General features: G+C 70.8%; 23 protein-coding genes. 8 read left to right on the top strand and 15 right to left on the bottom strand.

The genetic code is table 11. The features are described from left to right. Positions 1-8: 8 nt before the first annotated feature. The 4 genes from ACG04R_RS00540 to ACG04R_RS00525 form a co-directional block, all read right to left on the bottom strand. A complete protein-coding gene (locus ACG04R_RS00540) occupies positions 9-398 on the bottom strand; it encodes a hypothetical protein (protein ID WP_394405527.1) in 390 nt (129 codons plus the stop codon). A 121-nt stretch (positions 399-519) separates the two neighbouring features. Continuing rightward, the gene (locus ACG04R_RS00535) at positions 520-2,001 is read right to left on the bottom strand and encodes a CHASE3 domain-containing protein (protein WP_394405525.1); all 1,482 of its coding nucleotides are present in this window, start codon (positions 1,999-2,001) and stop codon (positions 520-522) included. Beyond that, positions 1,958-2,362, bottom strand: coding sequence for a response regulator transcription factor (locus ACG04R_RS00530; RefSeq protein ID WP_394405524.1), 405 nt, complete (start codon positions 2,360-2,362; stop codon positions 1,958-1,960). Before ACG04R_RS00530 ends, ACG04R_RS00535 begins: the two co-directional genes overlap by 44 nt. A gap of 121 nt (positions 2,363-2,483) precedes the next feature. Then, positions 2,484-2,807, bottom strand: a complete 324-nt coding sequence (locus tag ACG04R_RS00525) for a BON domain-containing protein (protein ID WP_394405522.1) — start codon at positions 2,805-2,807, stop codon at positions 2,484-2,486. Positions 2,808-3,005: 198 nt separating this feature from the next. Between ACG04R_RS00525 and ACG04R_RS00520 the strand changes: the two genes are divergently transcribed. Then, positions 3,006-3,656 carry a response regulator gene (locus ACG04R_RS00520; RefSeq protein WP_394405520.1) on the top strand — a complete coding sequence of 217 codons (651 nt, stop codon included), beginning with the start codon at positions 3,006-3,008 and terminating at the stop codon, positions 3,654-3,656. A 60-nt stretch (positions 3,657-3,716) separates the two neighbouring features. Here ACG04R_RS00520 and ACG04R_RS00515 read toward each other — a convergent pair whose 3' ends face one another. The 6 genes from ACG04R_RS00515 to ACG04R_RS00490 form a co-directional block, all read right to left on the bottom strand. After that, on the bottom strand, positions 3,717-3,908 hold the full coding sequence (locus ACG04R_RS00515; RefSeq protein ID WP_394405518.1) for a hypothetical protein: 192 nt from the start codon (positions 3,906-3,908) through the stop codon (positions 3,717-3,719). A gap of 105 nt (positions 3,909-4,013) precedes the next feature. After that, a complete protein-coding gene (locus ACG04R_RS00510) occupies positions 4,014-5,606 on the bottom strand; it encodes an acyl-CoA dehydrogenase family protein (protein WP_394405516.1) in 1,593 nt (530 codons plus the stop codon). Between the two features lie 39 nt (positions 5,607-5,645). Beyond that, positions 5,646-6,809, bottom strand: coding sequence for a GGDEF domain-containing protein (locus ACG04R_RS00505; RefSeq protein WP_394405514.1), 1,164 nt, complete (start codon positions 6,807-6,809; stop codon positions 5,646-5,648). Further along, positions 6,806-7,273, bottom strand: coding sequence for a CreA family protein (locus ACG04R_RS00500; protein WP_394405512.1), 468 nt, complete (start codon positions 7,271-7,273; stop codon positions 6,806-6,808). Before ACG04R_RS00500 ends, ACG04R_RS00505 begins: the two co-directional genes overlap by 4 nt. A gap of 9 nt (positions 7,274-7,282) precedes the next feature. Beyond that, the gene (locus ACG04R_RS00495) at positions 7,283-8,404 is read right to left on the bottom strand and encodes a lactonase family protein (protein WP_394405510.1); all 1,122 of its coding nucleotides are present in this window, start codon (positions 8,402-8,404) and stop codon (positions 7,283-7,285) included. 29 nt (positions 8,405-8,433) lie between these two features. Continuing rightward, a complete protein-coding gene (locus tag ACG04R_RS00490) occupies positions 8,434-10,497 on the bottom strand; it encodes a putative bifunctional diguanylate cyclase/phosphodiesterase (protein WP_394405509.1) in 2,064 nt (687 codons plus the stop codon). A 241-nt stretch (positions 10,498-10,738) separates the two neighbouring features. Between ACG04R_RS00490 and ACG04R_RS00485 the strand changes: the two genes are divergently transcribed. From ACG04R_RS00485 to ACG04R_RS00470, 4 genes are all read left to right on the top strand, one after another. After that, complete coding sequence (locus ACG04R_RS00485) at positions 10,739-11,188, top strand: Hsp20/alpha crystallin family protein (RefSeq protein WP_394405507.1); 450 nt, start codon at positions 10,739-10,741, stop codon at positions 11,186-11,188. A gap of 25 nt (positions 11,189-11,213) precedes the next feature. Then, positions 11,214-11,606, top strand: coding sequence for an Hsp20/alpha crystallin family protein (locus ACG04R_RS00480; protein WP_394405505.1), 393 nt, complete (start codon positions 11,214-11,216; stop codon positions 11,604-11,606). A 16-nt stretch (positions 11,607-11,622) separates the two neighbouring features. After that, entirely contained in the window at positions 11,623-12,141 is a 519-nt protein-coding gene (locus ACG04R_RS00475; protein ID WP_394405503.1) for an Hsp20/alpha crystallin family protein, read from the top strand. Positions 12,142-12,397: 256 nt separating this feature from the next. Next, on the top strand, positions 12,398-12,652 hold the full coding sequence (locus tag ACG04R_RS00470) for a hypothetical protein (RefSeq protein WP_394405501.1): 255 nt from the start codon (positions 12,398-12,400) through the stop codon (positions 12,650-12,652). A gap of 30 nt (positions 12,653-12,682) precedes the next feature. Here ACG04R_RS00470 and ACG04R_RS00465 read toward each other — a convergent pair whose 3' ends face one another. Genes ACG04R_RS00465 through ACG04R_RS00455 form a run of 3 tightly spaced genes read right to left on the bottom strand, consistent with a single transcriptional unit; the run spans position 12,683 to position 14,254 of the window. Beyond that, positions 12,683-13,060, bottom strand: a complete 378-nt coding sequence (locus ACG04R_RS00465; protein WP_394405500.1) for a DUF1801 domain-containing protein — start codon at positions 13,058-13,060, stop codon at positions 12,683-12,685. Positions 13,061-13,070: 10 nt separating this feature from the next. Next, a complete protein-coding gene (locus ACG04R_RS00460; protein ID WP_394405498.1) occupies positions 13,071-13,667 on the bottom strand; it encodes a YdeI/OmpD-associated family protein in 597 nt (198 codons plus the stop codon). Positions 13,668-13,669: 2 nt separating this feature from the next. Beyond that, a complete protein-coding gene (locus ACG04R_RS00455; RefSeq protein ID WP_394405496.1) occupies positions 13,670-14,254 on the bottom strand; it encodes a TMEM175 family protein in 585 nt (194 codons plus the stop codon). Between the two features lie 72 nt (positions 14,255-14,326). Here ACG04R_RS00455 and ACG04R_RS00450 point away from each other — a divergent pair, with 72 nt between their 5' ends. Both ACG04R_RS00450 and ACG04R_RS00445 read left to right on the top strand, forming a co-directional pair. Then, positions 14,327-15,298: a transglycosylase SLT domain-containing protein gene (locus tag ACG04R_RS00450; RefSeq protein ID WP_394405494.1), complete on the top strand. Its 972-nt coding sequence runs from the start codon at positions 14,327-14,329 to the stop codon at positions 15,296-15,298. Between the two features lie 100 nt (positions 15,299-15,398). Next, on the top strand, positions 15,399-17,000 hold the full coding sequence (locus ACG04R_RS00445; RefSeq protein ID WP_394405492.1) for a phospholipase effector Tle1 domain-containing protein: 1,602 nt from the start codon (positions 15,399-15,401) through the stop codon (positions 16,998-17,000). 7 nt (positions 17,001-17,007) lie between these two features. On the opposite strand, the gene icmF is transcribed toward ACG04R_RS00445, so the two are convergent. Continuing rightward, positions 17,008-20,283 (bottom strand): fused isobutyryl-CoA mutase/GTPase IcmF, encoded by a 3,276-nt coding sequence (gene icmF, locus ACG04R_RS00440; protein ID WP_394405490.1) that lies wholly within the window; start codon positions 20,281-20,283, stop codon positions 17,008-17,010. A 125-nt stretch (positions 20,284-20,408) separates the two neighbouring features. Between icmF and ACG04R_RS00435 the strand changes: the two genes are divergently transcribed. Next, complete coding sequence (locus tag ACG04R_RS00435; RefSeq protein WP_394405488.1) at positions 20,409-22,388, top strand: OPT family oligopeptide transporter; 1,980 nt, start codon at positions 20,409-20,411, stop codon at positions 22,386-22,388. On the opposite strand, the gene ACG04R_RS00430 is transcribed toward ACG04R_RS00435, so the two are convergent. After that, positions 22,378-22,977, bottom strand: coding sequence for an exopolysaccharide biosynthesis protein (locus ACG04R_RS00430; RefSeq protein WP_394405487.1), 600 nt, complete (start codon positions 22,975-22,977; stop codon positions 22,378-22,380). The genes ACG04R_RS00435 and ACG04R_RS00430 overlap by 11 nt on opposite strands. Positions 22,978-22,995 lie beyond the last annotated feature (18 nt).

The following is a 22,995-nucleotide window of genomic DNA, read 5'->3' as shown; positions in this document are numbered from 1 at the left end:
TGCCCTTGCTAGCGGCGGGCGGGCGATGCCGCCTCGGCGCTCACGGCCGGTGCCGCGTCGGCCAGCAGCGTGCGGGCCCGGCGCGGCGGCGTGTCGCGGCCGTCGGCGACGGCGCGCAGCGAGACCTGCAGACCGTGGGAGAGCTGGCCCTGCCAGGCCTTCAGGGTCTCGCTGGCGCGGCTCATGGCTGTGCTGAGCTGCACGTCCAGCGGGCGCGGGTCATCGACGGCGGCCAGGCCGGCGCTGGCGGTCAGCGACGCCACGGCGATGACGAGCGCAGCGATGTGCAGGCTGCGGTGGCTGCGCGGCGAGCGCACATCGCCGCGGGCGTGGAACAGGCGCAGATGCGGCAGGTGCGCGTGCCAGCCTTCGGCGTGCAGGGATTTCGGAAACTGCATGGGGCCCTCCTGGCGGCGGTTGCGGGTGCCGGCCGCTCGCGAAAGGCGAGGGCCGGAGCGCCAGTGTGGTGGGCGGGGCGGGGGCGGGTTGTCGGCCCCTGCAGGCTCGGCGTGTAGGACGTCAGGCAGCCGGCTCGGCCGGCGGCGGCAGGGCGCCGGGCACGGTCTCGGGCGGGGCTTCGGCCTTGGGCATGTCGGGCCGCCGCGGCAGCCGCGCCAGCACCAGCGTGCCGCGGCCCGGCGCGGACAGCAGCTGCAGCGTGCCGCCCAGGCTCTCAATGCGGTAGCGCATGCCCAGCAGGCCATGGTGGCCGGCGCCGACGGCCTCGGGGTTGAAGCCCTGGCCGTCGTCGCGGATGCTGAGCTGCAGCCAGTCGTCGGCCTCGCCCAGCGATACGCGCACCTGCTTGGCCTTGGCGTGGCGCAGCACGTTGGTCAGCGCCTCCTGCACCAGGCGGTACAGCGCCAGGCGGTCACCGTCGTCCATCGGCCAGTCGGTCAGCTCCAGCTGCAGTTGCAGGCCGGAGCGCTGTGCGAATTCCTGGGTCAGGATCTCCAGCGCCGGGATCAGCCCGAGGTTGGACAGTGCCGACGGGCGCAGGTCTTCGATGATGCGGCGCTTGAGCGCGATGCCCTGGTCCAGCAGCGCGCTCATGTGCTTGAGGCGCTCGTCGATGTCGGGCGCCGTCTTGGTCATGCGGCGGATGCGGGCGACGTCCAGCTTGGCCGCCGTCAGCAGCGCGCCGAGCTCGTCGTGCAGCTCGCGGGCCAGGTGGGCGCGTTCGTCCTCGCGCACGGTTTGCAGGTGGCGGGCCAGCTCGGTCAGCTCGGCTGTGCGGCGCACGACCTCGCGGTCCAGCCGGTCGCGCTCCTGGGCCAGCTCACGGGCGTGCTCGCGGCGCGCGTTGTGCAAGGCCTCGTTGCGGCGCAGGAAGACGGCCAGGCCGAACAAGCTCAGCAGCGTGAGCCCGTGCACGCCCAGTCGCCCGTAGGTCAGCGAGCGGTAGACGGCCTCACGCTCGAGGGCGATCTGGCTTTGCTCGTGGCGGTCGAGCTGGCTGACGGCCTCGCGCACGGCCTGCATCTTCTCGCGGCCGATGTCGCTCTCCACCAGGCCCTGCCAGGCCGGCGTGTTGCCGTCGCGGTAGAGCTTGATGACCAGTTGCAGTTCCGACAACTTCTCGTTGGCGCGGCGGCTGGCGTCGGCCACCAGCGCGGCCCATTCCGAGCTTTCGTACTGGCCGCGCAGGCGTTGCAGCACGGTGGGGACTTCGTGCTCGGCGAGCTGTACCGGCGCGAGGTAGTCCTCCCGGCCGGTCAGCAGGAAGCCGCGCTGGGCGGTCTCGGCGTTGGTCAGCAGTTCGCGCAGGCGCAGCCCGTCTTCACGGGCGACATAGCGGGCCTGGGACTGGGCGAGGGCCTGATCGGCGCCCCAGAAGGCGACCTCGCTGACGCCCATGACGGCGGCGGCGGCCAGCGCAGCCAGCACCACGGCGACGCCTCGGTTGCGCGAGGCGCCTTCCAGCCAGGGGTCGAGATGACGCAGCACCGTGCGTCGCTCAACCGGCTGCGGCAGCGGAACGGGGAGGTTCTGAGAGCTCAACGCAGTAGGAGATGAGGTCGTCGAGCTCGCGGCTCTTGTCGAACACGCGTTCGGCACCGAGGCTGGCGCAGCGGCGGCGCATCTCCTCGGTGGCGTAGTTGGTCAGCACGACGCGGCGCGCCCGCACGCCCAGCCGCTGGGCCGCCTGCAGCACGCCCAGGCCGGTGCCGGAGCGCAGGAAGACGTCAACGATGAAGAGATCAGCGTTGGCGTCGGGGTCGCGGCTCATCCAGCGCACCGCGCCGGCCTCGTCGGCCACCGACCCCACCACCTCCACCTGGGCGAGCTCTTCCAGCGTGGCGACCAGGTTCTCCAGGATCACCGGGCTGTCTTCGACGATGAAGGCTTTGAGTGCTGGCATGGCCCGACGAAAGCGGTATGGGTTGTTGGGAGCAAGTATGAACTGCTTCGGCGCCGGGCCGGCAGCGTCAGCAGCGCGTCGCGCTGTAGGACTAGTCCTAGGCGCGACGCTTTTCCCGGTTTCAGGGGCGGATGGCGATGTCGTTGCGCACGGCGACGACGCCGGAGGTCTCGCGGGCCAGCTTCTCGGCCATTGCCCTCTCGTCGGCGTTCTTGGCGAAGCCGGACAGCTGCACGGTGCCCTTGAGCGTCTCGACGCCGATGGACATGGCGCTGACGGTCGGGTCGGCGGCGAACTTGGCCTTGACGCGCGTGGTCAGCGCCGTGTCGTCGACGTAGGCGCCGACGGTCTCCTGATCGCGGGTGACGGCGCAGCCGCTGGTGGCACCCAGCGTGGCGACGAGGGCAGCGGCGAGGGCCAGGGTCAGGATGGGTTTGTTCAGCATGTGAGGCTCCTGTTCTTGAGTTGGGGCGCGGCGCTGGGGCCGTGAAGCGACTATCGGAGCCGCGGTTATCCGCCGGGATAGTCCCGCGGCGGGGCCGGCTGTCGGACACGGCTGTCATCTTTGTAGGACACCGGCCTAGGTGCGTGCGCCCGGCGGGCTGCTACGCTGAAGCGTCACTTGCAACAACCAGGCACCTCCATGATCCGCATCGGCATCGTTGACGACCACGCCATCGTGCGCACCGGCCTGCGCCAGTTCCTGTCCGACCACGTCGACCTGCGTGTCACCGGCGAAGGCAGCAGCGGCCACGAGGCGCTGGACATGGCGCGCAAGGGTGAGGTGGACGTGCTGCTGCTCGACATCTCCATGCCCGACCAGAGCGGCGTGGACGCGCTGGCCGCCATCAAGGCACGCTTCCCGGAGCTGCCGGTGCTCATCCTCAGCGGCTTCCCCGAGGCGCACTACGCAACGACGCTGCTGCGCCAGGGTGCCAGCGGCTACCTGAACAAGGAATGCGACCCGGAGGAGATCGCCAACGCGATCCGCCTCGTGTCGCGTGGCCGGCGCTACATCAGCGCGGCCGTGGCCGAGCAGCTGGCCGACAGCGTCGTGGGTGGCAGCACCGGCGGCACGGCGCCGGACAAGCCGCTGCATGAGGCGCTGTCGGAGCGCGAGTTCCAGGTGTTCCTGCGGCTGGCCCAGGGCGAGACCGTGGGCCATATCGCCGAGGCACTGTTCCTCAGCGTCAAGACCGTCAGCACCTACCGCACGCGCGTGCTGGAGAAGCTCAAGCTGCAGACCAACAGCGACCTGACCTACTACGCGCTGAAGAACGGCCTCATCCAGTGAGGCCGCAATCCCCGGGCGGGGGATGAAGCAACGGGCCCCGCGGGGCCCGTCGTCGTTTCGTCAGCGCAGGTGGTGGCCGGCGTCGTCGGGCGTGTCGTCCAGCACCCAGGGCAGCGCGGACTCGTAGCCCAGAACCGGGTCCGTCGTGGGCTGCGAGGCGGACGACCACCAGCGGGTCAGTGCGGAGAGCAGCGGGCGGTTGTGGGTGTCGGCCGGCATCGGCATCGGGCTGGGGGTGCTGTGGTCGGCCATGGTCGCCTCCGGTGGATGTCGCAGTCGAGCTTCGCCGCAGGGGCGGCGGCTGCGCATAGTCCGGCGGCGCCTCGTCGTGTCGGACGAGGCCGACACGCTTGGCGCTCAGCCGGCCAGCGCTGCCGCGAGGATCTGCGCCGCCTGTGGCACGGCCGTCGTGCCGATCAGCCGGCCATCGCCGCCCAGGCGCGTCGCGATGAAGGCGTCCGCCGCGGCCGTGGACGATTGTTCGCGCATCAGAACGGCTTGTGCGCAGAGCACGAAACCCTGTGCGACGCGGCGGGCCTGCGGTTCCAGCGCCGCGGGATCACCGGTCAGCAGCCGTTGCAGCGCGCGGGCCTCGGCCTGCACCGGCGCGTCCGGGCTGGCAGCGAATTCGTCCAGCAAAGCCAGCGCGACGTCCGGTTCGCGGGCGATGGCGCGCAGCACGTCCAGCGCCATCACGTTGCCCGAGCCTTCCCAGATCGAATTGACCGGCGCCTCGCGGTACAGCCGCGCGAGCACGCCGTCCTCGACGTAGCCATTGCCGCCCAGCAGCTCCATGGCCTCGCCGGTGCATTCCAGCGCGCGCTTGCAGACCCACAGCTTGGCGGCCGGCGTCATCAGCCGCTGCCAGGCCGGCTCGCCTTGCTCGAAGCCGCGCGCCAGGCGCAGCATCAACCGCATCGCGGCTTCGGACTCCAGCGCCAGGTCGGCCAGCACCGTCTGCATCAGCGGCTGCTCTGCCAGGCGCCGGCCGAAGGCGTGGCGTTCGCGCGCGTTGTGCAACGCCTGCACGAACCCCGCACGCAGCAGCGCGGCGCTGCCGATGACGCAGTTCAGCCGCGTGTAGCCGGCCATCTCGATCAGCGTCGGGATGCCACGGCCTTCGTCGCCGACGCGCTGCGCCCAGGCGCCGTGGAACTCGACCTCGCTGCTGGCGTTGCTGCGGTTGCCGAGCTTGTCCTTCAGCCGCATCACGTGGACGGCGTTGCGCACGCCGTCGGGCGTGTAGCGCGGCAGCCAGAAGCAGGTCGGGCCGGCGCCGGTGCAGGCCAGCACCAGGTGGGCGTCGCTGGTCGGCGCGGAGAAGAACCACTTGTGGCCGGTTAGCCGAAAGCTGCCGTCGGCCTGCTCGGTGGCGGTGGTCGTCACGCGGCGCAGGTCGGAGCCGCCCTGCTTCTCGGTCATGCCCATGCCGACCCAGAGGGCGGGCTTGTCGGCCAGCGGCCGGTCCAGCGGGTCGTGCTCGCGGCTGAAGAACCTGTCGCGCAGCGGGGCGAACAGTTCAGGCTGCTTCTGCAGGACCGGGATGGCCGCCTGCGTCATCGTCGCCGGGCACAGCGAGCCGGCTTCCACCTGGCCGTGCAGATAGCAGCCGGCCGCGAACTGCGCCCAGCGGCCTGGCGTGTCGGTGGCGAACACGTCGGCGACGAGGCCTTGGCGGCGATACATCGCCAGCAGTGCGTGCCAGGCGGGGTGGAAGTCCACCGCGTCGACGCGCCGGCCGCGCGCATCGAGCTGGCGCAGCACCGGCCCCGAGCGGTTGGCGTCGCGGGCAAGCTGGGCGGTCTCGGGGCTGCCCAGCTCCGCGCCGTAGCGGGTCAGTGGCTCGATGGCTTGCGGCGCGGCGGTGCGCAGCGCGGCGAGCAGCGCCGGGTCGGTGGTCAGCAGGTTGTGGCCGACCCACTCGTCCACGAGGTTGTCACTGGAGTTCATGCGGGCACCTCTGCTTTGCTTCACGCGGCCCGCGGCGGATCAATCCGCGACGCCGGGCTCCGCCATCAACTGGCCCTTGCCGGCCCGTTGCGCCTCGTACAACGCCGTCTCGGCGCGGCGCTGCAGGTCGGGCAGGCCGCGGTCGCCGGGGCGCAGGCGGGCCCAGCCGGCGCTGAAGGACAGGTTCACGCCCAGCTCGGCCGGCGCGCGCTCGGCCAGCGCGTGGCGCAGGCGCTGGTCCAGCGCCTGCGGGCCCTGGGGCAGGCAGCGTGCCATCAGCACGCCGACGTGTTCACCCGCCAGCCGGCCGGCCTGGTCGCCCAGGCGCATCTGCGTCTGCACGCAGGCGGCGAACAGGGCGAGCGCGCGGTCGGCGAAGTCCGCGCCATGCTCGGCCTGCAGCGTGGTGAAGTCGTCCAGGTCCAGCACGATCAGCGCCAGCGGCTCGTCGAAGCGGCGCGCCAGCGAGATGAACTCGACCGAGCGCGCCGTGAACGCGCCGCGGTCGGCGAGGCCGGTCAGGCCGTCGGTCTGCGCCAGTCGGGCCAGTTCGACCTCGGTCTGGCCGCGCCAGGCCAGCAGCAGCATCGGCAGCGTCAGCAGCAGCGCGAGCTGGCCGGCCAGCGCCAGCAGCAGGTCGGGCCAGGGTGTCGCGTCGCCCGGGCCCAGCAGCTCGTGGGTGGCGCGGTAGAACATGGCGGCCAGCAGCGGCAGCACGGCGCACAGGCCCAGCAGCCGCCAGCGCCGGCTGTTCAGGCCCTGCAGCACGGCGGGGCGGCCGGGCATCGTCAGCTCCACGCCCAGCCACAGCAGCTGGGCGCCCAGCACGAGGTCGGTCAGCGTCTGCGCCGCGGCGGGGTCGGCCCGCAGCAACGCGTGACCCGTCGTCAGGCCGACGGGCACCGCGGTCATGATCCAGCGACCCGGGCGCGGCGTGAGCCACAGGCCCAGCGCCCACCACAGCGCCGACAGGCCCAGGCTGGTCAGGCCCACGCCGGCGCTGCGCACGCCGTGCGGCACCGCGACGTGCTGGCCCAGCGCCGGGCTGGACAGCGCCAGCCCCAGGCCCAGCGCCACCATGCCGGCCTGCGCCCAGCGCCCGCCCGTGTTCGCGTTGCGCCAGCCGATGATGGTGATGAGCACCAGCGCCGCGGCCAGCGCCTGCATGGGCATCAGCGCGAACAGGGCGTCGGTGAAGGTCATTTCTTGACGGGGATGGGGGTCTGTCTATCGACGGGCACCGCCGTGACGCTGTTCTTCGGCGAACCGTCGATGAGGCGGTCGGAATACGTCAGGTAGACCAGCGTGTTGCGCGCCGGGTCGACCATGCGGACGATGCGCAGCTTCTTGAACACCAGCGAGATGCGCTCGTTGAAGACCTCTTCCTGCTTCGCCAGCGGTTGCGTGATGGCGATGGGGCCGACCTGGCGGCAGGCGATGGAGGCTTCGGCCTTGTCCTCGGCCAGCCCAATGGCGCCGGAGAGGCCGCCCGTCTTGGCGCGCGACACATAGCAGGCAACGCCCTGCACCTTGGGGTCGTCGTAGACGTCGACGACGATCTTGTGGTCCGGCCCGATCAGCTTGAAGGCCGTGTCGACGGAACCGATGGGTTCGGCGCGCGCGAGGGCGGCGCCGGCGAGCAGGACGAGGAGGGCGGCTTGCTTCATCGGCCCAGTCTAGAGCGAACAGGCTCCGGCGGGCGAAGGCACGCCCGTCTGCCGGCCCGTGAACCGCGGCGCCTCGGGGCGGCCGAGGTTGAAGTGGCTGAGCTGGTCGCTGCGCTGGTTGCAGACATAAAGGTCGTGCCCCGCGATGCAGGCGCTGCGCGGGTAGTTGCCGTGCACCCAGTGGTGATCCAGCAGGCGCGGCCGGCGCGGCTGGGCCAGCGAGATGACCGCCAGGCTGTCGTGCAGGCGGTTCAGCGCGTAGAGGTGCCGGCCGCCGGGGGCGACGAGCAGGTCGGACGCGTAGTTGGTGCCGGCAAAGCCATCGGGAAGCACGCTGATCTCGTCCAGCAGGCGTGGGCCCTCTGCTGTGAGTCCGACGGTGCTCAGCGTGGACGACTCCTCCTGCAGCACGTAGACGAGGCCGGCGTCCTGCGGGTGGAAGACGAAGTGGCGCGGGCCGGAGCCGGGGCTCAGCGCCAGCTCCTGCGCTTCGGTGCCGGGTGCACCGGCGGTCAGCGGCCAGGCGAGCAGGCGGTCGCGGCCGAGGTCGGTGCCCAGCAGCCAGCGGCCGTCGGGACTGGGCTTGATCATGTGGGCATGCGGTGCGTCGTGCCCGCTGTCGGCCTGGCTGCCGGATGGCGCCTTGTCGGCGCGGCGCGGGCCGGGGCGGCAGTCGTCAGCGCTGCAGCTGGGCCAGCTGGCGGCAGCGGCGAGGCGGCCGTCGGGCTGCACGGCCAGCGCGGCGAAGCGGGCGTCGGCATAGTTCGCCACCCACAGCCGGCCGGCGCCCAGCGAGAGCTGGCAGGGGCTGTGGCCGCCGCTGGGCTCGCGCTGCAGCAGCGTCAGTGCGCCTTGGTCGTGGGCGTAGACGGCGACATGGTTGGCGCCTTCCTCGGCGGCGTAGACGAGCTGCCGCGAGGCGTCCGCCAGCAGCCAGCTGGGGCTGCCGGCGTTGGGGGTGGCGGCCAGCGGCTTCAACGCGCCGTCGGCGCCGATGGCGAAGCTGTAGAGGCCCTGCCCGGCCGGCGCGTAGGTGCCGACATGCAGGAAGCGGGGCGTGGACGTGGCGGCGGTGGCGGGCATGAGAGCGGCGGCGGGCAGGGCGAGCAGGTGGCGGCGTTGCATCTTCATCAGGGGCGCTGGGCGGCGCGAGTCTGCCATCACGGGCCGCTGCGGGCGGTGGGAGCACAGGCCAGCAGGTAGCGCGTGGCCTCGGCGACAGGCAGCGGCCTGGCGAACAGATAGCCCTGGAACACGTCGCAGCCGCGTGCGGCGAGCGCAGCGCGCTGGGCATCGGTCTCCACGCCCTCGGCGACGACGTCCAGGCCCAACTGGTGGGCCAGCGCGATCATGCCGGCGCAGATGTCGGCGTCGCGGGCGTCGCTGTCCACCTGGGCAACGAACACGCGGTCCAGCTTCAGCGTGTGCACGGGGATGCGCTTGAGGTAGCCCATGGACGAATAGCCAGTGCCGAAGTCGTCGATGGCGAGGTGGATGCCCTGCTGGCGCAGCGCCTCCAGCGAGAGGATGGCCTGCTCGGGGTCGTCCATCATCATGGACTCGGTGACCTCCATCTCCAGCTGCCCGTCGGCGATGCCGTGGGCCTGGCGCACACCCGCCAGCCAGGCGACGAGGCCGGGGTCGCGCAACTGGCTGGTCGACATGTTCACCGCCACCGGCACCTCACCCAGGCCCGCATCGCGCCAGGCAGCCATCTGCGCGCAGGCCTGCTGCACGACCCAGGTGCCGATGGCGTCGATGAGCCCGGTCTGTTCGGCCAGCGGAATGAACAGCGCCGGCGACACCGGCCCGTGGCCCGGCCGCCGCCAGCGCAGCAGCGCCTCGAAGCCGGCCAGCCCGCCATCCACGCGCAGCTTGGGCTGGTAGTGCAGCTCGAAGTCCATCGCCGCGACGGCGGCGCGCAGGTCGCGCTCCAGCGCCAGCCGCTGCGACACCGCGTCGCCGATCTGCTGGGCGTAGAACTGCTGGCGGTTGCGGCCCTGGGCCTTGGCGTGGTGCATGGCCGTCTCGGCGCGGCTGATCAGCGCGGTGCTGCTGCCGCCGTCCTCCGGGAACACGGCCACACCGGCGCTCACGGTCAGTCGCAGTTCATGGCCGCCGAGGTGATACGGCGCGGCCAGCGCGTGGCGCAGGCCCTCCACGGTGCTGGCCAGCTGCTCTGCCGAGCCGTAGCGTGGCAGGCTGAAGGCGAACTCGTCGCCGAACAGCCGCGTGCTGCTGCCCCCCGCTCCCGCCCGCAGCCGTGCGCCCAGCTCACGCAGCAGCGCGTCGCCCACCGCCTGGCCCAGGCTGTTGTTGACGTACTTGAACTGGTCGGCGTCCAGCACGACGACGGCTACCCGCGCGGCGTCGCGTTCGGCCAGCGTCAGGTCCAGCGCCAGCTCGGCCTCGAAGCGCGGGCGGCTGGCAAGGCCCGTCAGCGCGTCGATGCTGCGCTCTGCTTCCAGCTCGCCGCGCAGTGCCAGCAGTTCGGTGATGTCGGTGGAGAAACCGATGACGCCCGGCGGCATGCCGGGCAGCGGGATGGGCAGCTTGATGGACCAGAACTGGCGCTCGCGGCCAGCGCGGTCCGACACCGTCTCCTGCCGCGCCAGGCGCTGCCCGTTGGACAGCACCGTGGCGTCCGTGCGGCGCAGCGCGGCGGCGACGTCCGGCGGCAGCAGCTCGTCGTCCTGGCGGCCCAGGATGTCGTCGGTCGCGCGGCCGTACAGCTCGGCGACCTTGGGGTTCACATACAGGTAGCGGCCTTCGTGGCTCTTCAGGTAGACGCAGGCGTCGACCTGGTCCAGCACCGCGCTGAGCATCTGGTTGTGGCGCAGCAGCGCCTGCGTGTCGCGCCGCGCCTCGGTGATGTCGGTGGCCAGGCCCAGCAGCCCGCGGATGCGCCCGTCGGCGTCGCGCCAGGGCAGCTTCAGCGAGCGGAACACGCGGCGGTCACCGCCCAGCATCGTCACCTGTTCGGCGGCGTGGACTTCCTCGCCCCGCTCCAGCACGCGGCGGTCGTGGGTGACGAGATCGGTGCTGTGCTCCAGCTGGAAGAAGCGCTCGTCGCCCTGGCCCAGCACCTGCTCGCGCGGCAGGCCGAACAGGCGGCACACGGCGGCGTTGGCAAAGCGGTAGCGGCGCTCCTGGTCCTTCAGGAAGCAGTAGCTGTCGGCCGACTCGAACAGGGCCAGCAGGGCGGGGTAGAGGGACAGCTGCATGCCGCCAGCCTACGCCGCCGGCTGCGCCGGCGGCAGAGTGGATGCCCGGCTCAGGGGGGGCGGACAGCACCCGCGCCCACACCGCCGTCGTGGCTCGTCGCGCGACGCGCCGGCCGGGTCCGCATCGCTCCCTAATTTTTGGGGGCGATGCAGACCCTTGAAATGTCTTCGCCTGCTCCTAATTCGGGTGCGACCGGCTGGATGCCCCGGCCGGTGAACATCACTGAACGGAGATCGAGCCATGTTCAATTCATTGCTGACCCATCCGAACAGCCTGTTCGGACAATTCGACCGCCTGCACCGCGAGCTCGACGAGATCTTCGGTGCCTCGGGGCTGCCGACCAGCATTCGTTCGGTCGCTTCCGGCACGTTGCCGCCGATCAACGTCGGCCGCACGCCGCAGAGTGTGGAGGTCTACGCCTTCGCGCCCGGCCTGGACGCCGGCAAGATCGAGGTCACGCTCGACCGCGGCGTGCTGCGCCTGGTCGGCGAGCGGGTACCGCCCGCGGCCAGCGGCGAGCGCCCCCGCGTCTATGCGCGTGAGCGGGCCACCGGCCGCTTCGACCGGACGGTCGCGTTGCCGGACGACATCGATCCCGACCACGTCAGGGCCAGCTACCGCGACGGCGTGCTGCAGGTGAGCATCGCCCGCCGCGAAGCCGCGCAGCCCAAGCGCATTGCCATCCAGTAATCGCCGTCCTGAAGGAGTCGACATCATGAGCAAGGAGATCACTCAAAGCCACGAGCCCCAGACCGCACTGGATACCGCCGCCTCCGAGCGGGCGGCGGCGCCGGCCGTGGACGTCTTCGAAGACGAAACCGGTATCACGCTGCTGGCCGACATGCCGGGCGTGCCGCGCGAGCAGTTGGCGTTGCACGTGGAGGGCGACGCCCTCCTGATCGAGGGGCGTGTCCAGCCGCAGACGCCGAACGGCCTGGAAGCCCTCTATGCCGAACTGCGTGCGCCCTGCTATCGCCGCAGCTTCACCCTCAGTCGCGAGCTGGACACGTCCAAGATCGATGCCAGCCTCAAGGACGGCGTGCTGACGCTGCGCATTCCGAAGCAGGCGCACGCGCAACCTCGGCGGATCGCCGTCAACGCGGCGTGACCGGAGGGCCGAGACCATGACCCATCTTGCAGAGCAGTTGAAACATGGCGCCGGCCAAGCCTGGGAATCGCTGACGGAGGGCTGGCGCGAGCTGGGCTCACGAGCGGGCAATGCGTTGACGCGCTTCTGGAGCGATGCCGGTGACGCGCAGCCTGCCAATGCCGAGGGCGGCAAGACCGATCGCTGGCTCCCGCCGGCCCGCTGGGCCTTCATGGCGGTGGACGTCTACGGCGCCCATGACAAGCTGGTCGTCCGCATCGAGGCGCCAGGCATGGCGCGCGAGGACTTCCAGATCGAGATGAGCTCGCCGGAGATGCTCAGCGTGCTCGGCCGCAAGCGCTACGACCGCGAACACGCGGACAGCAGCTATGCGCTGGTGCAGTGCGCGTACGGCACCTTCCGGCGCGACATCCAGCTGCCGGCGCCGGTGGACGTCGAGCGTGCAAAGGCCAGCTATGAGGCCGGGGTGTTGCGCATCGAACTGCCCCGGCGCGAGCTGGCTTCGCACCGCCGCATCGAAGTGCAGATGGCGTGACCCCGCGGCCCCTGCGGCCGCGCGTGCGCCGCGGGGGGCCGGTCCTGCTGCGTCTTGAACCGCCCCTACCGATTCGGATGAGGAACTGAATCATGGCCAAGTTGAACGCTTGCATCGCTGCGTCCGGGCGTGCACCACGTGCGCGCCCGTGCATGACGCCTTCCCAATTCCGCGCCTACCTGCTCGCGCGCGAGACGCTTCGTCGTCTCCGGCATGCAGCCTCGGCCCCGCTCTCGGCATCGACGGAGACGCGCAGATGAGCATCGAGTGTTACCGCGTCAAGGTGCCCGAGGGCAGGCGGCTGACGGGCTTCACCGCCGCCGGGCAGCGCGTCCCCCTTCTGCCGGGCGAGTACCACGTCCACCGCCTGCGGCCCAGGGCAGCCGGCGCAACCGCGTTGCGGTTCGTGGGGGCTGACGGGCGCGGCAACGACGTGCACATCAAGCTGCCCGACGGTGCCGACCTGAGCAAGGCGCTGTGCGTCGAGGTGCAGCCGGTCGAGGACGTCTGACGCGGCCCGAGCCAGGGCGAGGCGGCCCCGCTACTTCGCCTTGGCCCGGTTGAACCTCGCCGCTTCGCGGATCAGTGCCGTGAAGGCCTTGGCATCAACGGCATCCGCCGGGCCGAAGTCGATGGCCCGCCGCACCTTGCCCTCCAGGCTGGAATTGAAGAGCCCCTTCGGGTCGGCCAGCGAAGCGCCGTGCGGGAAGGTCAGCTTGACCTTGGCCTTGTAGGTCTCGCCGGTGCACAGGATGCCGTCGCGCTCCCAGACCGGCACGTCCCATTTCCACGTCTCGATGACACCGTCGTCGGCCGACAGGATGAGGGCACGCAGCCGGGTCAGCAGCTCGGCGCGCCAGTCGCCCAGCGAGGCGATCTTGGCGTCGATGAGCGCGGAGGGGTTGTCTTGTTCGGTCATCGGAGATCCTTCAGCAGCTCTCGTATTTCCAGTTGCGCGACTTGCCCTCGGCCAGCCACTCGACGGCCTGCGCGATGCGCTTGGCGCGCGTGTCCTCGCGCCTGGCTTCCAGCACCCACTCGAGGTAGTCGCGCTGCTTGCCGGGCGGGAAGGCGTCGTAATGCTGCTGCGCGGCCTTCACCTGGGCGAGCGCGGCGGCGAAGTCATCGGGCATGTCCAGCTTCGCGCGCGGTTCGCGGCCGGGTTTCTGCGCACGCGGCGCGCCGGCCTGTAGCAGCGTGGCGGCGGCCTTGATCCGCTGGCGCAGTTCAGCGCGGCCGGGCAGATCGGCCAGCGTCTCGATGCGGCCGAAGTCGCCCATCGCGCCGGCCTTGCCCCCGGGCGCGCCTTCGCGCTCCCAGAAGCTGAAGGCGCAGTGCGCCTTGAAGGCCGACATGCCGCCCAGCAGCTTGTCATCCAGCAGGAAGTGCGGCCGGCTCCACTTGATGGTCTCGACGATGTCCGGGCAGGCGGCGTGCACGTCTTCGCGCAGCCGCGCGAGTATGGGCCGCGCGAATTCGGGCGCGCTGGCGAGATAGGCGTCGATACGCGGGTCCAGCGTGGGCATGGTCATTCCCCGTGGCTGTTGAGATGGTGTTCGATGCGCCGATCGGGGATCAGCCACAGCAGCGCGACGACGGCATACCCCGCCAGCGACAGGCCGACGTGCACGAAGGCCAGCGCGATGGACGCGATGTAGACCACCGGCGACAGCTTGCCCTTCCAGTCCCTGCCCAACGCCTGCGCCAGCGCCGTGTTGTTGCCGGGAATGCAGGTCAGCGCGCGCTGCAGGACGACCCAGGCCAGCGCGGCCATGACCAGCACGCCACCGTAGACGGCCACCGGCAGCGGCGCGAAGTGGTTCTCGCCCATCCAGCCGGTGGCGAACGGCAGCAGCGACAGCCAGAACAGCAGATGCAGGTTGGGCCACAGCACGCCGCCGTTGATCTTGTGCACGGCGTGCAGCAGGTGATGGTGGTTGTTCCAGTAGATGCCGACGTAGACGAAGCTCAGCACGTAGGACAGCAGCACGGGCCACAGCGGCTTGAGCGCCTCCCAGTCGGCGCCGTGCGGCACCTTCATCTCCAGCACCATGATCGTGATGATGATGGCGATGACGCCGTCGCTGAAGGCTTCGAGCCGGGTCTTGTTCATGGGGCGGAGTCTAGACTTGCGACCCCGCCGACACTTCCCGACAAGCCCTTGCGCCTCGCCCCGCTGCCATTGATGTTTGCTGCCGCAGTCGCCGTGGCCCAGGTGCCCGGGCTGACGCTGGAGCAGCTGCCGCGCCCGACGATGCCGCCCGGCGAGCGCGGGCCCGTGGTGCCCGCTCAGGTGGAGCGTTGGCGCCAGGAGGCCAAGGCGCTGGAGTACGGCGACGGCGTCAAGCGCGACGAGGTCGCCGCGGCCAAGCTGTACTGCCGTGCGTCGCGCTACGGCGATGCCGAGGCGCAATACAGCCTGGGCTGGATGCTGACCAACGCGCGCGGCATCCAGCGCAACGACGCCGAAGCCGCCCACATGTTCGCCGCCGCAGCCGAGCAGGGCCTGCAGCAGGCGCAGAACATGCTGGACACCCTGGGCGGCACGCCGCTTGGCGACCCGCCGCCCTGTCTGCGTCCGCCCGAGACCGACCCTGTCGCTGCGGCACCGGCCGCGCCGCCGGCACCGCGCGGCGCCAGGCCGGTCTCGCTGTGGGCCACGCTGCCGCTGCCGGCCAGCGCGCCGCCGGCCATCGTCAGCTACGTGAAGCTGGTGGCACCGGAGTACCAGCTCTCGCCGGCGCTGGTGCTGGCGGTGATGGCCCAGGAGTCCAACTTCGACCCGCTGGCCGAGTCGCCCAAGAAGGCGCAGGGCCTGATGCAGCTGATGCCCGAGACCGGCGCGCGCTTCGGCGTGCTGCGGCTGCGCGACCCGTCGCAGAACATCCGCGGCGGCATGGCCTATCTGCGCTGGCTGCTGGCCTACTACGAGGGCGATGTGCAGATGGCGCTGGCGGCCTACAACGCCGGCGAGAAGGCCGTGGACCGCTACCTCGGCGTGCCGCCCTACGCCGAGACGCGGCTGTACGTGCGCCGCATCATGGCCAGCCTCGGTGGCCAGCGGCTGCACCCCTTCGATGCCCGCGTGGCCGAGGCGTCGCCGATGCTGCAGCGGGTGAGGGCGGCGATGCAGGTGATCCAGGCCGGCGTGCGCTGAATGCGGCCCTGGCGGGGCGGCTCCCCAATCCAGTGGAAGCCGCCTCGCTGCGACGGTGTGGCTGGTGGCATGCTGGGCGACCTCACCGCCGGAGCCCATCATGGCCACACGTCACCTCGTTCTCTGCGTCGACGGCACCTGGAACGACCCCAGCCAGAAGACCAACGTCTGGCGGTTGTTCTGCGCCCTGGCCGGCGAGGTGCAGGACGTGCCGGCCTCCGCGGACGGCATTCGCCAGCACCAGCAGCTGCAAGGCGCCAACCTGGACGCGCTCTACATCGAAGGCGTGGGCGCCGGCGGCCAGCGCCTGCTGGGCGGCACGCTGGGCGTGGGGCTGCACGACCGGGTGCTGGACCTCTACGTGCTGGCCTCGCGGCTGTGGCAGCCCGGCACGCAGCTGTGGGTGTTCGGCTTCTCGCGTGGCGCCTGGGCGGCGCGCAGCCTGGCCGGTTTCATCGCCGCCACCGGCCTGCTGACGGCGCAGCAAGCCGCGGCCGGCGACGCGCTGGAGCAGGCCAACGCGCGCTGGCTGGCATTCAAGAACCATGGCGTGCCGGCCGAGCAGCACCGCTTCTGGGATGACGCCGGCCAGCCTCAGCCCATCCAGCTCGTCGGGGTATGGGACACGGTCGGTGCGCTGGGCGTGCCGTTCTTCAACGGCCTGCGCAGCGTCGACCGTTTCGAGCGGCAGGCCTTCGACTTCGCCGATCTCGATCTCAGCGTGCGCGCTGCGAACGGGCGCCACGCGCTGTCCATCGACGAGACCCGCTTCGACTTCACGCCCACGCTGTGGAACAGCCGTGACGGTGTCGAGCAGCGCTGGTTCCCCGGCGTGCATGCCGACGTCGGCGGCGGCTACCCGCAGCGCGGCCTGGGCGACCTGTCGCTGGGTTGGATGCTGGGCGAGGTGGAGGCGCTGTCCGGCGGCGGGCTGCTCAAGCCGGGCGTGGCCGCTGACCTCAAGCCCGACGCCGATGCCGACCGCCACGAGGAGGCCACCAGCCTCGTCTGGCAGCTGCGCCCGCGCAAGCCGCGCGAACTGCCCGAGCACCAGCAGGCGCTGCACGAAGGCGTGATGACGCGCCTCAAGGGGCGCGCCGACTGGCGCCCGGCGTCGCTGAGCCGCATCAAGGCGCTGGCCGAGTGGTATACCCAGCCGGCCACGTCGCCCGAGCAGCTCTGCCCGGCGGCGGCGCAGTCGGACGACTCGACAGAGCTGGCCGTGCAGGGCTCGGTGGCCTTGCTCGTCGACTCACGCAAGTGGTGGAACGCCACCGGCCTGCGTGTGCACGCCGGCCAGCGCTACCGCGTGCAGGCCGCCGGCGAGTGGAAGGACAAGGAGAACAGCTGCGACGCCAACGGCTACACGAGCGCCGGGCATTTCCCGCTGCAGGTGGCCGAGTGGCTGCACGCACGCCGCGTGGCGGACGCGAACTGGTTCTGCCTCGTCGCGGCGGTGCATGGCGACGCCCATCTCGAAGCGCGCAACGCCAGCGACGGCAACTTCGGCGAAGAAGCACTGCATCTCGTCAGCGCGCACCTGCTGGCCTGCGACAGGGAATCCCAGCTCGTGGCGGTGGGGGCCGACGGCAGCCTCGACGTGCAGCGCGACGGCTACCTCTACCTGTTCGCCAACGACAGCAGCGCCTTCTACGGCAACAACCGCGGCACGCTGCAGGCCAGCGTCGAACGGCTGGCCTGAGCGGCGGCTACATGCTGCGGCGGTACTGGCCGCCGACCTCGAAAAGGGCGCCGGTGATCTGCCCCAGCGAGCACACGCGCACGGCGTCCATCAGCACGTCGAACACGTTGCGGTTCTCGATGACGGCCTGCTGAAGCTTCGCGAGCATCGCCGGCGCCTCGGCCGCATGGCGTGCGTGGAAGTCCGCCAGCCGCGACAGCTGCGACTGCTTCTCTTCCTCGGTCGAGCGTGCCAGCTCGATGTGCTCAGGCACCGGGTCGCCCTTGGGGTTGCGGAAGGTGTTGACACCGATGATGGGGTACTCGCCGGTGTGCTTCAGCATCTCGTAGTGCAGGCTCTCCTCCTGGATGCGGCCGCGCTGGTAGCCGGTCTCCATCGCGCCGAGCACGCCACCGCGCTCGCTGATGCGCTCGAACTCGGCCAGCACCGCTTCCTCGACCAGCTCGGTCAGCTCGTCGATGATGAAGGCACCCTGCGACGGGTTCTCGTTCTTCGCCAGGCCCCACTCGCGGTTGATGATGAGCTGGATGGCCATCGCGCGGCGCACGCTGTCCTCGGTCGGCGTGGTGATCGCCTCGTCGAACGCGTTGGTGTGCAGCGAGTTGCAGTTGTCGTAGATCGCGATCAGCGCCTGCAGCGTCGTGCGGATGTCGTTGAAGGCGATCTCCTGCGCGTGCAGGCTGCGACCCGAGGTCTGGACGTGGTACTTCAGCTTCTGGCTGCGCTCGTTGGCGCCGTAGCGGTCGCGCATCGCGACGGCCCAGATGCGGCGGGCGACACGGCCCAGCACGGTGTACTCCGGGTCCATGCCGTTGCTGAAGAAGAAGCTCAGGTTGGGCGCGAAGTCGTCGATGTGCATGCCGCGCGCCAGATACGCCTCGACAAACGTGAAGCCGTTGGACAGCGTCAGCGCCAGTTGGCTGATGGGGTTCGCGCCCGCCTCGGCGATGTGATAACCCGAGATGGACACCGAGTAGAAGTTGCGCACGTTGTGGTGCACGAAGTACTCGGCGATGTCGCCCATGACCTTCAGCGAGAACTCGGTCGAGAAGATGCAGGTGTTCTGGCCCTGGTCTTCCTTCAAGATGTCGGCCTGCACGGTGCCGCGCACATTGGCCAGCACCCAGTCCTTGATCTTGGCGGCCTCGTCGGCAGTGGGCTCGCGGGCGTTGTCGGCGCGGAACTTCGCGAGGTTCTGGTCGACGGCCGTGTTCATGAACATCGCCAGGATGCTGGGTGCCGGGCCGTTGATCGTCATCGACACCGACGTCGTCGGGCTGCACAGGTCGAACCCGTCGTACAGCACCTTCATGTCGTCCAGCGTCGCGATGGACACGCCGCTGTTGCCCACCTTGCCGTAGATGTCCGGCCGCGGCGCGGGGTCGGCGCCGTACAGCGTCACCGAGTCGAACGCCGTGGACAGGCGCTTGGCCGGCATGCCCTCGCTGACCAGCTTGAAGCGGCGGTTGGTGCGGAAGGCGTCGCCCTCGCCAGCGAACATGCGCGTCGGGTCTTCGCCCTCGCGCTTGAACGCGAACACGCCGGCCGCGTACGGGAAGCTGCCGGGCACGTTCTCCAGCATCAGCCACTTCAGCAGCTCGCCGTGGCATTCGTACGTCGGCAGCACGACCTTGCGGATCTTGGTGCCCGACAGGCTTTGGGTGACCAGCGCCGTGCGGATCTCCTTGTCGCGGATCTTCACGACGTACTCGTCGCCCGCGTAGGCCTTGACCATGTCGGGCCATTGCGCGAGCAGCTGGCGCGCGTCGCCGTCGAGCTTGCCGCGTCGCTGTTCGGCCAGTTCGCCGAGCGCATCGCGGGCGCGGTGCTTGTCAGGATTGGCGGCTTCCAGCATCGCGCGACTGGCGTCCAGCTGCTGGATCTCGCGAGCCAGCGCGGCCTGCCTGCGCGCGCGGGCCTTGTAGCCGCGCACGGTCTCGCTGATGTCGGCCAGGTAGCGCACGCGGTTGGGCGGCACGATGGGCGTCTGGTGCGTGCTGTGGCGGGTGCTGACCTGCGGCAGCCGGCCGGCGCCCAGGCCGAGGCGCACCTTCAGCGCCTGGTAGAGTGCCGTCACGCCGTCGTCGTTGAAGCGGCTGGCCATCGTGCCGAACACCGGCATCGTGTCCGGCGACTGGCCGAAGGCCTCGCGGTTGCGCTGCACCTGCTTGCTCACATCGCGCAGCGCGTCCAGCGCGCCCTTGCGGTCGAACTTGTTGATGGCGACGAACTCGGCGAAGTCCAGCATGTCGATCTTCTCGAGCTGGCTGGCGGCGCCGAACTCGGGCGTCATCACGTACATCGGCACGTCGACCAGCGGCACGATGGCCGCGTCGCCCTGGCCGATGCCGGAGGTCTCGACGATGACGAGATCGAAGCCGGCGACCTTGGCGGCGGCGATGACGTCGGGCAGGGCCGGGGAGATCTCGGAGCCGAAATCGCGTGTCGCCAGCGAGCGCATGAACACGCGCGGGCCACCGGCCCACGGCGAGATGGCGTTCATGCGGATGCGGTCGCCCAGCAGCGCGCCGCCGCTCTTGCGACGCGACGGGTCGATGGAGATCAGCGCCACGCGCAGGCTGTCGCCCTGGTCCAGGCGCAGTCGGCGGATCAGCTCGTCGGTCAGGCTGGACTTGCCGGCGCCACCGGTGCCGGTAATGCCGAGCACGGGCGTCTTGATACCTTTCGCCTGCGAACGCAGCGCGTCGACGATGGTGGACTCGGCCTTGCCGTTTTCCAGCGCGGTGAGCAGCTGGGCCAGGGAGCGCCACGCCGATTCCGAGTGGCCCGCGATCGCTGACAGGTCTTGCGGCGCATAGACGCTGAAGTCCTGGTCGGCCTTCATGACCATCTCGCCGATCATCCCCTGCAGGCCCATGCGCTGGCCGTCCTCGGGGCTGAAGATGCGCACGCCGTGCTCGGCCAGCTCGCGGATCTCGGCCGGCACGATGACGCCGCCGCCGCCGCCGAACACCTGGATGTGCGCGCCGCCGCGCTCCTTGAGCAGCTGCACCATGTACTTGAAGTACTCGACGTGCCCGCCCTGGTAGCTGCTGATGGCGATGCCTTGCGCATCCTCCTGCAGCGCCGCGGTGACGACCTCGTCCACCGAGCGGTTGTGCCCGAGGTGGATGACCTCGGCGCCCATGCCCTGCAGGATGCGCCGCATGATGTTGATGGCGGCGTCATGCCCGTCGAACAGGCTGGCGGCGGTGACGAAACGGACCTTGTGGGTCGGGCGGTACTCTGCCAGCGCCTTGTGGTCGGCGGCGAGATCGGTCATGGCGTGTCTCCTTGATCGGAACCGGATTTTAGGCGGTTGATTGACGTTAACGTCAATTGAACGTCCCGGCCGACTGCCGCGATGATGCGCACCTCGCCAGACCCGGCGTTCTGCCAACCCGACGCATGAGCACCTCATCGCCTTCCACGCCCGACCTGGGCACCGAACTGACCTGGCGCGGCATCGTGCTGGGCGTCCTCATCACGCTGGTCTTCACGGCGGCCAACGTCTACTTCGGCCTCAAGGCCGGCCTCACGTTCGCGACGTCCATCCCGGCGGCGGTCATCGCGATGGCACTGCTGCGCCGCGCGGCGGGCAACTCCATCGGCGAGACCAACATCGTGCAGACCATCGCCTCGTCGGCGGGCACGCTGTCGTCCATCATCTTCGTGCTGCCCGGCCTGGTCATGATCGGCTGGTGGACCGGCTTCCCGTACTGGATCTCGGCCACGCTGTGCGCTTTAGGCGGCGTGCTGGGGGTCATGTATTCCATCCCGCTGCGCCGCGCGCTGGTGACGAACTCGCCGCTGCCTTATCCGGAAGGCGTGGCCTGTGCGGAGGTGCTGAAGGTCGGCCACGCCAGCGACGCGGGCGACAGCAACCGCCAGGGCCTGGCGGCCATCGTCATGGGCGGCGTCGTGTCGGCCGGCTTCAGCATCGTCGTCGCGACGCAGCTGTTCGCGGCCAATCTGGCGCAGTACTTCCGCCTGCCAGGCGGCGACAAGAACGGCGCCGGTCCCGCAACCGGCTACGACCTGAACTTCAGCTTCGCGCTGCTGGCCGTGGGCCACCTCATCGGGCTGTGGGTGGGCATCGCCATCCTCGTCGGCGCCTGCATTGGCTGGCTGGGCGGCGTGCCCTTCCTGACGCAGGGTGTGGACGGCGCGGCCGAGGCGGTCGCGCTGTTCGCGTGGAGCAAGAAGGTGCGCTTCATCGGTGCCGGCTGCATCGCCGTCGCGGCGATCTGGACGCTGGTCAAGCTGGCCAAGCCGGTCGTCACGGGCCTGCGCTCGGCGGCCCAGTCCGCCCGCGTGCGCAAGGCCGGCAAGGCCGACACGCTGCCGCGCAACGAGCGCGACATCCCCATCGGCACGGTCGGCCTCATCACGGCCGCCTGCATGCTGCCCATCGGCTTCATGCTGGCCAGCTTTGCGGGCAGCGCCGGCCTGGGCGACCAGCTCGGCCTGCTGGTGGTCGGCGGCGTCGTCTACGTCGTGCTGATGAGCTTCTTCGTCGCCGCGGTGTGCGGCTACATGGCCGGGCTGATCGGCTCGTCCAACAGCCCGCTGTCGGGCGTCGGCATCCTAGTCGTCATCGGCGTGGCGCTGCTGCTGGCGCTGGTCGTCAAGCCGCTGCTGCCGGCGTCCACCGGCCAGGCGCTGGTGGCCTACGCGCTGTTTGTCACGGCGGTCGTGTTCGCCGTCGCGACGATCTCCAACGACAACCTGCAGGACCTGAAGACCGGCCAACTGGTCGACGCCACGCCGTGGCGCCAGCAGGTGGCGCTCATCATCGGCGTCGTCGCCGGTGCGGTCGTCATCCCGCCGGTGCTGGACCTGCTGAACCAGGCCTACGGCTTCGCCGGCGCACCCGGTGTGGACGCCAAGAAGGCGCTCGCCGCGCCGCAGGCTGCGCTGATCTCGGCACTGGCCAAGGGCGTCATCCAGGGTGGTCTGGACTGGAACCTGATCGGCATCGGTGCGCTGATCGGCGGTGTCTGCATCGTCGTCGACGAGGTGCTGAAGCGTGCCACCGGCGGCCGCGCGCATCTCGCGCCGCTGGCCGTGGGCCTGGGCATCTACCTGCCGCTGAACAGCACGCTGACCATCGTCGTCGGTGCCGTGGCGGGCTGGTGGTTCGAGCGCCGTGCCGAGCACAAAGCCGACCCCGAGGCGACCAAGCAACTGGGCGTGCTGATGGCCTCCGGGCTCATCGTCGGCGAGAGCCTGCTGGGCGTCATCCTCGCCGCCGTCGTCGTGTTCTCGGGCAACGGTGCGCCGCTGGCGCTGGTGGGCGAGAGCTTCTTCGGCACGAGCCAGGTGTTGGGCTTCGTGGCGTTTGCCGGCGTGGGTGTGGCGCTGTACCGCTGGCTGCTCAGGCGCTGAGCCCCAGCAGCGCCGCGCCGGCCTGCCAGCCGAGCAGCAGCAGCGCGGTGGACGACGCGAGGGCCCCCGCGCCGGTGGTGAGGGCGGCCAGCATCAACAGGCCGTCCCGCGCGGCGAGAGCCACGCCGGCCAGCATCAGCGACATAGCCGGCAGCAGGTTGCCGAAGGGGATGGGCAGGAAGATCAGCAGCGCCATCAACAGCGTCATCGGGCCCAGCCACCAGCGGGTCGAGGGGCCGGCCATCGCGCCCAGGCGCGGGCGGGTGACGAGGTGGATGCGGTCGTAGAAGCCGGCCAGCAGCGCGAGGCCGCGCACGGCGCCTTCGCGGGGCAGGTGCAGTTGGGCGAGCCGGGCCGGCAGGCCGCGGTGCGGTGCCAGCCACAGCGCCATGCCCAGCAGCGCCAGGCCCAGGCTCAGCACGGTGCCGATGCCCGGGATGGGCAGCAGGCAGGGCGCCGCCAGCAGCACCAGCAGGCTGGCCTGCCAGGCCCCGCCGTGCGCCTCGGCGAGGGCGGCCAGCGGCACCGGGCCTGGGGGCAGCCCGTCGGCGGCGATGCGCAGACGGGAGGCCAGGTCACGGATGCTCATGCGAAGCCTCTGCGGGCG

It is taken from the genome of Pelomonas candidula, from assembly GCF_043555985.1.
GTDB lineage: Bacteria > Pseudomonadota > Gammaproteobacteria > Burkholderiales > Burkholderiaceae_C > Pelomonas > Pelomonas candidula.
This window is presented reverse-complemented; position numbering and strand designations above follow the sequence as displayed.